The organism is Pseudomonas sp. LBUM1646 (assembly GCF_059716165.1).
In genome coordinates this window covers 4,504,975-4,517,489 of the sequence record NZ_CP166810.1, presented here as the reverse complement: position 1 = coordinate 4,517,489, position 12,515 = coordinate 4,504,975, and the positions used below count along the sequence as shown (strand labels likewise).

At 57.1% G+C, this 12,515-nt stretch carries 9 protein-coding genes; 7 read left to right on the top strand and 2 right to left on the bottom strand.

The window, feature by feature from the left end:
* Positions 1 to 215: 215 nt before the first annotated feature.
* The 7 genes from tig to ACA071_RS20625 all read left to right on the top strand — a co-directional run bounded on the left by tig (position 216) and on the right by ACA071_RS20625 (position 9,856).
* Positions 216 to 1,526 (top strand): trigger factor, encoded by a 1,311-nt coding sequence (gene tig, locus ACA071_RS20655; protein ID WP_497640855.1) that lies wholly within the window; start codon positions 216 to 218, stop codon positions 1,524 to 1,526.
* A 93-nt stretch (positions 1,527 to 1,619) separates the two neighbouring features.
* Positions 1,620 to 2,255 carry an ATP-dependent Clp endopeptidase proteolytic subunit ClpP gene (gene clpP, locus ACA071_RS20650; protein WP_008148423.1) on the top strand — a complete coding sequence of 212 codons (636 nt, stop codon included), beginning with the start codon at positions 1,620 to 1,622 and terminating at the stop codon, positions 2,253 to 2,255.
* 111 nt (positions 2,256 to 2,366) lie between these two features.
* Positions 2,367 to 3,650, top strand: a complete 1,284-nt coding sequence (clpX, locus tag ACA071_RS20645; protein ID WP_497640854.1) for an ATP-dependent Clp protease ATP-binding subunit ClpX — start codon at positions 2,367 to 2,369, stop codon at positions 3,648 to 3,650.
* A 161-nt stretch (positions 3,651 to 3,811) separates the two neighbouring features.
* Positions 3,812 to 6,208, top strand: a complete 2,397-nt coding sequence (gene lon / locus ACA071_RS20640) for an endopeptidase La (RefSeq protein ID WP_497640853.1) — start codon at positions 3,812 to 3,814, stop codon at positions 6,206 to 6,208.
* Between the two features lie 148 nt (positions 6,209 to 6,356).
* Positions 6,357 to 6,629 (top strand): HU family DNA-binding protein, encoded by a 273-nt coding sequence (locus tag ACA071_RS20635; protein ID WP_002552737.1) that lies wholly within the window; start codon positions 6,357 to 6,359, stop codon positions 6,627 to 6,629.
* Between the two features lie 233 nt (positions 6,630 to 6,862).
* Positions 6,863 to 8,734 carry a SurA N-terminal domain-containing protein gene (locus tag ACA071_RS20630; protein ID WP_497640852.1) on the top strand — a complete coding sequence of 624 codons (1,872 nt, stop codon included), beginning with the start codon at positions 6,863 to 6,865 and terminating at the stop codon, positions 8,732 to 8,734.
* A gap of 294 nt (positions 8,735 to 9,028) precedes the next feature.
* Entirely contained in the window at positions 9,029 to 9,856 is an 828-nt protein-coding gene (locus tag ACA071_RS20625) for a DUF2242 domain-containing protein (protein WP_497640851.1), read from the top strand.
* A 350-nt stretch (positions 9,857 to 10,206) separates the two neighbouring features.
* On the opposite strand, the gene ACA071_RS20620 is transcribed toward ACA071_RS20625, so the two are convergent.
* Together ACA071_RS20620 and ACA071_RS20615 are read right to left on the bottom strand one after the other, a co-directional pair.
* Complete coding sequence (locus ACA071_RS20620) at positions 10,207 to 11,247, bottom strand: AraC family transcriptional regulator (protein ID WP_497640850.1); 1,041 nt, start codon at positions 11,245 to 11,247, stop codon at positions 10,207 to 10,209.
* A gap of 3 nt (positions 11,248 to 11,250) precedes the next feature.
* The gene (locus tag ACA071_RS20615; RefSeq protein ID WP_497640849.1) at positions 11,251 to 12,381 is read right to left on the bottom strand and encodes a carbon-nitrogen hydrolase family protein; all 1,131 of its coding nucleotides are present in this window, start codon (positions 12,379 to 12,381) and stop codon (positions 11,251 to 11,253) included.
* Positions 12,382 to 12,515 lie beyond the last annotated feature (134 nt).

Below are 12,515 nucleotides of genomic sequence, written 5' to 3'. Positions count from 1 at the left end.
TCTATATATAGAAGGGTTGGTGCAGAGCCCTGGTTTCACTGGCTGTATTTGCTAACAGGGCGAGGCACAACCGTTTGTCCCTCGCCTATAAATTGCCTGCTGCTTTTTTACCCGTTTTCAGTAGGGTGACTTCTTGAGTTTGACCCACTAGAATGCATGCCCTTGATTCTGGGGTCGGAAACGGCCGGCTAACGTCTGTGCAACGAGGAATATCCATGCAAGTTTCTGTTGAAAATACTTCTGCTCTTGAGCGCCGCATGAGCATCACTGTGCCGGCTGAGCGCATCGAGACTCAGGTCAACAAGCGTCTGCAGCAGACCGCCCAAAAGGCCAAGATTGCTGGCTTCCGTCCAGGCAAAGTGCCAATGAGTGAAATCAAGCGTCGCTTTGGCGCTGATGCACGTCAGGAAGCTGTTGGTGATGTAATCCAGTCCTCCTTCTACGAAGCTGTTGTTGAGCAGAAGCTGAACCCGGCTGGCGCTCCTTCGATCGAGCCTAAATCGATCGAAGCTGGCAAAGATCTGGAATATGTCGCGATTTTCGAAGTGTTCCCGGAGTTCACTGTTGCTGGTTTCGACGGTATCACCGTTGAGCGCCTGAGCGCTGACGTGGCTGACGCTGACCTGGACAAAATGCTCGAAATCCTGCGCAAGCAGAACACTCGTTTTGAAGTAGCCGATCGTGCTGCCCAGAACGAAGACCAACTGAACATCGATTTCGTTGGCAAGGTTGACGGCGAAGTGTTCGCTGGCGGTTCCGCCAAAGGTACTCAGCTGGTTCTGGGTTCCGGCCGTATGATCCCTGGTTTCGAAGACGGTCTGGTTGGCGCTAAAGCCGGCGAAGAGCACGTTCTGAACCTGACCTTCCCAGAGGACTACCAGAACCTCGACCTGGCAGGTAAAACTGCTGAGTTCACCGTGACCGTGAACACTGTTTCCGAGCCAAAACTGCCAGAACTGACCGAAGAATTCTTCGCTCAATTCGGCATCAAGGAAACCGGTCTGGAAGGCTTCCGCACCGAAGTTCGTAAGAACATGGAGCGCGAGCTGCGTCAGGCGATCAAATCCAAGGTCAAGAATCAGGTAATGGACGGTCTGCTGACCACCAACCCGATCGAAGTGCCAAAGGCTCTGCTGTCCAACGAAGTTGACCGTCTGCGCGTGCAGGCTGTTCAGCAGTTCGGCGGCAACATCAAGCCTGACCAACTGCCGGCCGAGCTGTTCGAAGAACAAGCCAAGCGCCGCGTTGTGCTGGGTCTGATCGTGGCTGAAGTGGTCAAGCAATTCGACCTCAAGCCTGACGAAGCCCGCGTTCGCGAAATGATTCAGGAAATGGCTTCGGCCTACCAAGAGCCTGAGCAGGTTGTGTCCTGGTACTACAAGAACGACCAGCAACTGAACGAAGTCCGTTCGGTTGTGCTGGAAGAACAAGTTGTGGATACTGTTCTGCAGAAGGCTAACGTGACCGACAAAGCGGTCTCTTACGAAGAAGCAGTCAAGCCGGTAGAAGCTCCACAAGCCGACTGATCGCTTTTACGCTAAGAAGTAATCACCATAAGCCAGCCTTCGTGCTGGCTTATGCGTATTCAAGACATAACTATTTGGGAGTGACTGCAGAGCATGTTCCGTAATTCGTATATTCAGCAGAACTCTGATATCCAGGCCGCAGGCGGCCTGGTCCCGATGGTTGTCGAGCAGTCTGCTCGTGGCGAGCGCGCTTACGACATTTACTCGCGCCTTCTCAAGGAGCGAGTGATCTTTCTGGTTGGCCCAGTAGAGGACTACATGGCCAACCTGATCTGTGCGCAACTGCTGTTCCTTGAAGCGGAAAACCCGGACAAGGACATCCATCTCTATATCAACTCCCCGGGCGGTTCGGTGACAGCAGGCATGTCGATCTACGACACCATGCAATTCATCAAACCCAACGTATCGACTACTTGTATCGGTCAAGCGTGCAGCATGGGCGCTTTCCTGCTGACGGCCGGTGCCGCTGGCAAGCGTTTCTGCCTGCCGAACTCGCGTGTGATGATTCACCAGCCATTGGGCGGTTTCCAGGGCCAGGCATCGGATATCGAAATCCATGCCAAGGAAATCCTGTTCATTCGTGAGCGTCTCAACACGCTGATGGCCAAGCACAGCGGGCACACGCTTGAAGAAATCGAGCGCGACACCAACCGCGATAACTTCATGAGTGCAGAAGCCGCGCGTGAGTACGGGTTGATCGATGAAGTGATCAGCCAGCGCCCCGCTTAAATAAGCAGCACAAAATAGGCTTGGTCGGCCGCTCCGATCACTAGCGGGCTTGAAAAAGCCCGCAATAGCCTTCATCTTGTGTTGCAAGCCTATCGGATTTGGATCGAACGAATGACTGACACCCGCAACGGCGAGGACAACGGCAAGCTGCTCTATTGCTCCTTCTGTGGCAAAAGCCAGCATGAAGTGCGCAAATTGATTGCCGGCCCCTCGGTCTTTATCTGCGACGAGTGCGTCGACCTGTGCAATGACATCATCCGTGAGGAGGTGCAGGAAGCCCAGGCCGAGAGCAGCGCGCATAAATTGCCTTCGCCTAAAGAAATCAGCGGCATCCTTGATCAGTATGTGATTGGTCAAGAGCGTGCGAAAAAGGTTCTGGCCGTAGCGGTGTACAACCACTACAAACGCCTGAACCAGCGTGACAAAAAGAATGACGACGTCGAACTCGGCAAAAGCAACATCTTGCTGATCGGCCCGACAGGCTCGGGTAAAACCCTGCTTGCCGAAACACTGGCCCGTTTGCTGAACGTTCCGTTCACCATCGCCGACGCAACCACCCTCACCGAGGCGGGTTATGTAGGTGAAGATGTCGAGAACATCATTCAGAAACTGTTGCAGAAGTGCGATTACGATGTAGAAAAAGCCCAGATGGGCATTGTTTACATCGATGAGATCGACAAGATTTCGCGCAAGTCTGACAACCCGTCGATCACCCGGGACGTTTCCGGTGAAGGCGTGCAGCAGGCCTTGCTCAAGTTGATCGAAGGCACGGTCGCTTCCGTTCCACCGCAAGGTGGTCGTAAGCATCCGCAGCAGGAATTCCTTCAGGTCGACACCCGTAACATCCTGTTCATTTGTGGTGGCGCGTTCTCCGGTCTGGAGAAGGTTATTCAACAGCGCTCCACCCGTGGCGGCATCGGCTTCAACGCCGAGGTGCGCAGCAAGGAAGAAGGCAAGAAAGTCGGTGAATCCCTGCGTGAAGTCGAGCCTGACGATCTGGTCAAGTTCGGTCTGATCCCGGAATTCGTCGGTCGTCTGCCGGTCCTCGCCACGCTGGACGAGCTTGATGAGGCTGCGTTGATGCAGATCCTTACCGAGCCGAAAAATGCTCTGACCAAGCAGTACGCCAAGCTGTTCGAGATGGAAGGCGTGGACCTGGAATTCCGGGCGGACGCACTGAAATCGGTCGCCAAACGTGCCCTGGAACGCAAGACCGGTGCCCGTGGACTGCGTTCGATTCTCGAAGGTGTATTGCTCGACACTATGTATGAAATCCCCTCGCAGTCCGAGGTGAGCAAAGTAGTGATCGATGAAAGCGTAATCGAAGGCAAGTCCAAGCCACTGTATATCTACGAAAACAGTGAACCGGCAGCCAAGGCCGCGCCAGACGCATAAGCGTCACGCAGCTGGAATAAAGAAGGGGCCTTCGGGCCCCTTTTCTTTTAAAGCGTTTTAACACCCTCTTTGCGCTTGTTTTTTTTGAAAGCAGCCCCCATCTTGGTTTCAAGCTTACTTCCATCTGTTTACGGCCTTATGGCCGCCGTAGAGGCGAAATCATGAAGACAACCATCGAATTGCCTCTCTTGCCATTGCGTGATGTCGTGGTTTATCCGCACATGGTTATCCCGCTGTTCGTGGGGCGCGAGAAATCCATCGAAGCCCTCGAGGCTGCGATGACGGGCGACAAGCAGATCCTTCTGCTGGCTCAGCGGAACCCTGCTGACGACGATCCCGGTGAAGAAGCACTTTATCGCGTAGGTACCATCGCCACCGTTCTGCAACTGCTCAAGCTGCCTGACGGCACCGTCAAGGTTCTGGTCGAAGGCGAGCAGCGGGGCGCCGTGGAGCGCTTCAGCGAAGTGGACGGCCACTGCCGTGCCGAAGTCTCGCTGATCGACGAAGTCGACGCGCCTGAGCGCGAGTCGGAAGTGTTTGTCCGTAGCCTGCTGGCTCAGTTCGAACAGTATGTGCAGTTGGGCAAGAAAGTCCCGGCTGAAGTCCTGTCGTCGCTCAACAGCATCGACGAGCCTGGGCGTCTGGTCGACACCATGGCCGCGCACATGGCCCTGAAGATCGAGCAGAAGCAGGAAATCCTCGAAATCATCGATTTGTCGGCCCGGGTCGAGCACGTCCTGGCGTTGCTGGATGCCGAAATCGACCTGCTGCAGGTCGAAAAACGCATTCGCGGTCGTGTCAAAAAACAAATGGAGCGCAGTCAGCGCGAGTACTACCTGAATGAGCAGATGAAGGCCATTCAGAAAGAGCTCGGCGACAGCGAGGAAGGCCACAACGAAATCGAAGAGCTGAAAAAGCGCATCGATGCCGCGGGTCTGCCAAAAGATGCCTTGGCTAAAGCCCAGGGCGAACTGAACAAGCTGAAACAAATGTCGCCAATGTCTGCGGAAGCGACCGTGGTGCGTTCGTACATCGACTGGTTGGTTCAGGTGCCGTGGAAGGCTCAGAGCAAAGTGCGTCTGGATCTGGCCCGTGCCGAAGACATTCTCGACGCCGACCACTACGGTCTGGACGAAGTCAAAGAACGCATCCTCGAATACCTCGCCGTGCAAAAGCGCGTGAAGAAAATTCGTGGTCCGGTGTTATGCCTTGTCGGTCCTCCTGGGGTGGGTAAAACTTCCCTGGCGGAGTCGATTGCTCACGCCACCAACCGCAAATTCGTCCGTATGGCCCTCGGTGGCGTGCGCGATGAAGCGGAAATTCGTGGTCATCGCCGGACTTACATCGGTTCGATGCCAGGAAGATTGATTCAAAAGATGACAAAGGTTGGGGTTCGTAACCCGCTGTTCCTGCTCGATGAAATCGACAAAATGGGCAGCGACATGCGTGGTGACCCGGCGTCGGCGTTGCTGGAAGTGCTCGATCCGGAGCAGAACCACAACTTCAACGATCACTATCTGGAAGTCGATTACGACCTGTCCGATGTGATGTTCCTTTGCACCTCCAACTCTATGAACATTCCACCGGCGCTGCTGGACCGGATGGAAGTGATTCGTCTGCCGGGCTACACCGAAGACGAGAAGATCAACATCGCCGTCAAATACCTCTCGCCGAAGCAGATTGCTGCCAACGGCTTGAAGAAAGGCGAGCTGGAATTCGAAGCTGAAGCGATCCGCGACATCATCCGCTACTACACCCGCGAAGCCGGTGTACGGGGGCTTGAGCGCCAGATTGCCAAGGTATGCCGCAAGACGGTCAAAGAGCACGCACTGGAAAAACGCTTCTCGGTGAAGGTCACTGCCGAGATGCTGGAACACTTCCTGGGTGTGCGCAAATTCCGCTACGGCCTGGCCGAATCGCAGGATCAGATTGGTCAAGTGACCGGCCTGGCCTGGACTCAGGTGGGCGGCGAGTTGTTGACCATCGAAGCCGCTGTCGTACCGGGTAAAGGCCAGTTGATCAAGACCGGTTCCCTGGGCGATGTCATGGTCGAATCGATCACCGCCGCCCTGACCGTGGTCCGCAGCCGTGCCAAGAGCCTGGGGATCCCCCTGGACTTCCACGAGAAGCGCGACACGCACATCCATATGCCGGAAGGGGCGACCCCGAAGGACGGCCCTAGCGCTGGTGTAGGCATGTGCACGGCCCTGGTGTCGGCATTGACCGGGATTCCTGTACGCGCGGACGTCGCCATGACCGGCGAAATTACCCTGCGTGGCCAAGTGCTGGCGATCGGCGGTTTGAAGGAAAAACTGCTGGCGGCTCACCGTGGCGGGATCAAGACGGTGATCATTCCTGAAGAGAACGTACGCGATCTGAAGGAAATTCCTGACAACATCAAGCAAGATCTGCAGATTAAACCAGTTAAATGGATTGACGAGGTCCTGCAAATTGCGCTGCAATACGCGCCGGAGCCCTTGCCGGATGTGGCTCCGGAGATAGTTGCAAAGGATGAAAAACGCGAGTCTGACTCTAAGGAAAGAATTAGCACGCATTAGTACGCATTTGCCTGGGGGGCTTCCTTGACAGCTTTTTAGAGCCCTTGTTATAAAGCGGCTCTTAAGTGTCTGTAGGCCATTCAGCACTCGTTTTTGCTTTCACCAAAAAACTTAGAATCATACTCAAATAGATATAAGGGGACTTAGAGTGAACAAGTCGGAACTGATTGATGCTATCGCTGCATCCGCTGATATCCCGAAAGCTGCTGCTGGCCGTGCGCTGGACGCTGTAATCGAATCCGTCACTGGCGCTCTCAAGGCTGGCGACTCCGTTGTTCTGGTTGGTTTCGGTACGTTCTCCGTGACCGATCGTCCTGCTCGCATCGGTCGTAACCCACAGACCGGTAAGACGCTGGAAATCGCTGCAGCCAAAAAACCAGGTTTCAAAGCCGGTAAAGCACTGAAAGAAGCTGTCAACTAAGTTCGATTCAGGTTTTTGCCTATCCGGGTCGGGGTCATGCCTGACCTGGCAGCGGAGCGGTAGTCCAGCCAACACATCGTTGATCTGAGACACCGAGGGTCGCAAGTTCGAACCCTCGGTCCGTTCCGCCAGTTACGAGAAGGCGCATCCCCGGATGCGCCTTTCTTCTATCCGGATTCTACCCACGCTCCACGGTTGCCTAATTTTGAAGTTCAACCGTTTCTGGGGGACGCATGCTGCAGAATATCAGGGACAATTCACAAGGCTGGATTGCCAAGACCATTATCGGAATCATCGTTGTACTGATGGCTTTCACCGGTATCGAGGCCATTTTCCAGGCGACGACCAACAGCCAGGATGCGGCCAAGGTCAACGGCGAAGAAATCAGCCAGAACGAACTGAGCCAGGCCGTCGACATGCAACGCCGTCAGCTGATGCAACAGCTGGGCAAGGATTTCGACGCTTCTTTGCTCGACGAAAAAATGCTGCGCGAATCGGCCCTCAAAGGCCTGATCGATCGCAAACTGCTGCTGCAAGGCGCAGAAAAATCGAAATTCGCTTTCTCCGAAGCCGCTTTGGACCAGGTGATCCTGCAGACGCCTGAATTCCAGGCCGACGGCAAGTTCAGCCCTGAGCGTTTCGACCAGGTGATCCGTCAGCTGGGCTACAGCCGTATGCAATTCCGCCAGATGCTGGCTCAGGAAATGCTGATCGGTCAGTTGCGCGCTGGCCTGGCCGGCAGTGGTTTCGTCACCGATGCACAGGTGCTGTCCTTCGCCCGTCTGGAAAAGCAGACCCGCGATTTCGCTGCCCTGAACATCAAGGTTGACCCGGCGGCTGTGAAGCTGACCGACGATGAGGTCAAGGCTTACTACGACGAACACGCCAAGGAATTCATGACGCCGGATCAGGTGGTCATCGATTACCTGGAATTGAAGAAGGCTTCCTTCTTTGATGAGGTCGCCGTCAAGGACGAAGACCTGCAAGCGGCGTATCAGAAAGAAACCGCCAACCTGGCCGAACAACGCCGGGCTGCGCACATTCTGATCGAAGTGAACGACAAGGTGACCGAAGCGCAAGCCAAGGCGAAGATCGAAGAAGTTCAGGCGCGTCTGGCCAAGGGCGAGAAGTTCGAGGCATTGGCCAAGGAATTCTCCCAGGATCCGGGTTCGGCGAACAACGGCGGTGATCTCGGTTACGCCGGTCCTGGCGTCTACGACCCAGCGTTCGAAAAAGCGCTGTACTCGTTGAACAAGGATCAGGTGTCCGAGCCGATCCGCACTGACTTCGGTTTTCACCTGATCAAGCTGCTGGGCGTTGAAGCACCGGAAGTCCCGACTTTGGCCAGCCTCAAAGGCAAGCTGATCCGTGAGCTGAAAACCCAGCAGGTTGAGCAGCGTTTCGTTGAGGCGACCAAGCAACTGGAAGATTCGTCGTTCGAAGCGTCTGACCTGGCCCAACCGGCGCAAGACTTGAAGCTGACCGTCCACACCTCCGCGCCGTTTGGCCGTGAAGGTGGCGAAGGTGTTGCGGCCAACCGTGCCGTGGTCACTGCAGCGTTCAGTCCTGAAGTGCTGGATGAAGGTGCCAACAGCACCGCCATCGAGCTCGATCCGGAAACCGTGATCGTGCTGCGCGCCAAGGAGCACTTGAAGCCTGCGCAGTTGCCGCTCGAAAGCGTGGCCGCCAGCATCCGCACGCAATTGGCCAAGGAGCACGCGAGTGCTGCCGCCAAGACCAAGGCTGATCAGTTGATCGCCAGCCTGCGTGACGGCAAGACACCGCTGGACAAGGCTATCGACGGCCAGAACTGGAAAGTCACCGCAGCGGCCACTCGCGCGCAGGAAGGGGTTGACCCAGCCGTGCTGCAAGCACTGTTCCGCATGCCAAAACCTGCCGCCAAGGACAAGCCGACCTTCAGCAGCGTGACCCTGGCCGATGGTAGCTTGGTGATCGTGCGCTTGAACGGCGTGAACGAAGCCGCAGCGCCGACCGATGAAGAGAAGGCTCAATACCGTCGCTTCCTCGCTTCGCGCATTGGCCAGCAAGACTTTGCGGCCTACCGCAAGCAGCTGGAAAGCGAAGCGGACATCAAGCGTTTTTGATGGCTGACTGAGTTTCTGGCTACACAAAAAACCCGGCCGAAAGGCCGGTTTTTTTTGGGGAGAGCAAAAAGCAAAAGATCGCAGCCTTCGGCAACTCCTACGCGCCTGTGGGCGCCGCCGAAGGCTGCGATCTTTTGCTTTCCCCCCCCCCATCGGAAAACAACGACGATGTGCGACTTTTCCCGCATATAACGGTCAACACACCTGTAACCGTTTTAAGACACTAATCGATGCGACGCTAAGCATCGTTCTGTTGCACAATACGCCCCGGACCGTTTTCTCTCAGGATGTTCAATGTTTAGATCAATTCCCATGCGTGTTGTCGGGCTGGCACTGGTGCTGGCCGTTGCTGCCGGTTGTTCGTCGAAAAAAGCCGCCATCTATGAGCATGAGAACTTCGACGATTCCGGAACGTTTTCGCGCAACTACCCGGTGACCGACGCGCAGACCTGCGAAGCCGCTCGACGTGCCTTGCTCAGCCAGGGCTACATCATCACCAGCAGCGATCCGAAACTGGTCAGCGGGCACAAGAGCTTCCAGCAGACCGGCGAGACCCACATGGAGATCAGCTTCAGTGTGGTCTGTGCCGATGACGGCTCCGAAGGGCACCATGCAACCATGTTCGCCAACGCCTTGCAGGATCGCTATGCGCTGAAGAAGACCAATAACTCCGCCAGCCTGGGCGTGGGTGTGTTGGGCTCGGTATCGATGCCGATCGGCTCGTCCGATGATTCGATGGTCAAGGTGGCCAGCGAAACCGTGTCCTCGGCCAAGTTTTACGAGCGCTTCTTTACCTTGGTGGAGTTGTTCCTGCCGCCGGAAGCGAAGAAAGCCGCGCACATTGTCGAAAAACCGAAAACTGATCTGGGCGTGCCTGAAGCCAAGGCAGCACCAGCACCACTGGTGCCAACGCCAGCGCCCGCACCTGCCGCAGAGCCTGTAGCGGCGCCGGTACCTGTCGAAGCGGCCCCTGCCGCTTCAGAGCCCGTCGCTCCACCACCGGAATCCACCCCGATCACGCCGGTTGAAACCTCCGAGCCAGCTCCAGCCACCGAGACCATCACGCCACCGTCGCACCCGGACAACATGCCACCTCCAAGCGAACCAATCCCGGCCCAGTAAGCGCTCCAGGCGTTACGGGGGCGTGTCAGACGGCACGACGCCCGTAACGGCCATCCAGATTGATCCACGTCAAACCAGGCCGTTGTCCTACGGCCTGTATCGAAAAAATCCTGTGATAAATTCCTGACCACCTGCTACGTTTTATTCAGTAGCGGCAGAGTGTCGTGTGAGCGTCATTTTTCTTTCACGCGGGCACTTTATGCTCAAGGCGCTGGTCATTTGATCAGGCCATTTTTAATGAGCGATGGGGGACACCACAATGGACGAATATCAAGAAGAGTTGCTCGAGTATTCGGCGTTTGAACTGGATCCGCTGGAACCAGCCGAAGACGCCACCGAGCTGTAAGGCTTTACGCGGATTGGCGATGACTGCGGCGAAACTCGCCGGGTGTCTGGCCGTTCCAGCGTTTGAAGGCCCGTTGAAAGGCTTCGGCTGAGGCAAAGCCGAGCAGGTAGGCGATTTCTCCGAACGCCAGTTCGGTATCGCGAATGTAAGTCATGGCCAGGTCGCGGCGAGTGTCGTTGAGAATCGCGCGAAATTGCGTGCCTTCCTCGGCGAGTTTGCGACGCAAGGTCCAGGTGGGCAGCTTCAGGCGTGCCGCCACTTCTTCCAGGTCGGGTTCCCGGCCACCATTGAGCAACGGCCCCAGCAACTGAGTGATGCGTTCACGCAGGCTGCGGGTGCGTGTCAGCTGTTCCAGTTCCCGTTCACACAATTGCAGCAGGTGCCGCCAGGTGCTCGGGCAGTGTTGTGGGTTGCGCTGGGCGAGACTGGCCAGGCTCAGGCGCAGTTGATTGTGTTCGGCGCCAAACTGGATCGGACAATCGCCCAAGACACTGTAGGCATCCCGATAATCCGGCTCTTCGAACTCGATCTCGATGCGTTCGGCACGCAATGGGGCAGGGCTCAGGCTGGACAATTGCTGCAACCAGCCAGCGATGATCGAGTCGACCACGAAGCGGTTGTACGCGTTGTAGGGGCTGATGGAATAGAAGCGCAGCCACGCGCCGCGGGCATCTTCGTGGAAGCTCGACTGGCCGCGATAGTTGGAACCGTACAAGGCTTCAAAGCGGATCAGACAACGCGCCGCTTCTCGGACTGTCGGGGCCTGGGCCGCGGTGACGCCGGCTAAACCTGCCTGACTAAGGCGACTGAGCTGGCCCATGCGCAAGCCCAGTGCCGGGTCGCCGGTCAGTTGAATCGCCCCGTGGCCAAGGCGCATGTAGCGCGGGATCGACAGTCGGGCGCCAGCCTCACCCAGGCGCGCCGCGTCGAGGCCGTACTGATCGAGCAAAGGCTGCGGGTCGGCACCGTGGCTGTGCACCGCGTCGGCCAGGCTATGAACAAAGCCCACCGACAAATCCCCAAGGCGCATCGGCAGCGGTTTCATGGTTTACAACCAGAGGTTCAACAAACGCGCGCCACGGTCATTGCCGTCGCCGGAGTGTTGGCCGTTGCGACTGAGAAAGCTCTGGCCGGCGCTACCCTTGTCCCAGAACTGCCCGCGCAGGAACACACTCATGCCGGCAATCGCCTGGCTGCTGGGTGGCTGGGCGATCAGGGTCAGGCGATGCCAGGCCTGGCCTTCGCTGAGTTCGCCGGCCTTGAGACTGACGGAGCCGGGTGTCGACAAGCCTTTGTAACCGCGCCACGGTTTGTCCCAGGTCCCGCGCCCGACGACGAACGCCGGGACCGCCACTAGCTGCGCGCCCTGTTCATCGAGTTTGCGGTAGTTGTCCGGGTACCAACTGTCGCTGCCGATCAGGATGCCCAAACGTCCAGCCGGAGTATCGATCACGTTAACCGTGTGATCGGTATTTGCGGCGAGGGTCTCCTGTTCCGCGAAGATCGGATGCATCTGGCGCTGGGGCTGGCCGATGGGCAAGCCGTCGCGACCGAACACCACGGTGCTGTTGAACAGCGCGCCGTGACCGATTTTCAAAGTGCCGTCGCTGACGCTCGGCTCTGGTAGCACGATGGAACCGGCCACCAGGGTCACGTGAAATTCTTTCGCCAGGCCGCCGAACAGCGCCTGATAATCCTTGGCCATGCTTTTGGCCTTCATGCGCAGATGAGCGTCGTCGAGGCGACTAGCACCCTTGGCGCTGATCAACGCGCGGACAAACTGCAACGGATTGCTCGCCGCCAGCCAGTTCATGGCTTCCTTGAGGGTGCTGGCCTGGTACAGCTCATCTTTCTCACCGCTGACCATCAGCCAGGTGCCGACATGTTCCGGCAGCACGACGATGGTCTTTTCGTTCAACAGACCTTGGTCCTGGGCCTTTTGCAGATAGGCCGCGAGCTTGCGGTGCAGTCGCTCGGGGCTTTGGTAATCGGTGGGGAACAACTCGGGCTGGATGCCCAGCAGGTTGCCGCGATCGGCCGGGGTGCCTTGATCGACCGCCAGATTGATCCGCAGGTCCGACAGGTAATGACCCACCGGACGGTCCGCGGCCCACATGGCGTAGGTCGTGAGGGCGGCGATCAACGCCATGGAAAAGGTCAGGTACAAAAGTTTGCGCATGGGAAAGCAGTCAACAGCCGTGTGCAGGATTCGTCGACTAGGGTAGGGCCCCGGTCGGCGCTTGCCAAGAGGCGCTGCGCATTTGGATCAATAAGTTGTCAGTTTGGGTCATTGAGTGACAGCGGTGCGACTCT

Bases quoted from the DNA above. Each gene is read 5' to 3' on its own strand.
- tig (WP_497640855.1), top strand. From the start codon at position 216: ATGCAAGTTTCTGTTGAAAATACTTCTGCTCTTGAGCGCCGCATGAGC.
- clpP (WP_008148423.1), top strand. From the start codon at position 1,620: ATGTTCCGTAATTCGTATATTCAGCAGAACTCTGATATCCAGGCCGCA.
- clpX (WP_497640854.1), top strand. From the start codon at position 2,367: ATGACTGACACCCGCAACGGCGAGGACAACGGCAAGCTGCTCTATTGC.
- lon (WP_497640853.1), top strand. From the start codon at position 3,812: ATGAAGACAACCATCGAATTGCCTCTCTTGCCATTGCGTGATGTCGTG.
- ACA071_RS20630 (WP_497640852.1), top strand. From the start codon at position 6,863: ATGCTGCAGAATATCAGGGACAATTCACAAGGCTGGATTGCCAAGACC.
- ACA071_RS20625 (WP_497640851.1), top strand. From the start codon at position 9,029: ATGTTTAGATCAATTCCCATGCGTGTTGTCGGGCTGGCACTGGTGCTG.
- ACA071_RS20620 (WP_497640850.1), bottom strand. From the start codon at position 11,247: ATGAAACCGCTGCCGATGCGCCTTGGGGATTTGTCGGTGGGCTTTGTT.
- ACA071_RS20615 (WP_497640849.1), bottom strand. From the start codon at position 12,381: ATGCGCAAACTTTTGTACCTGACCTTTTCCATGGCGTTGATCGCCGCC.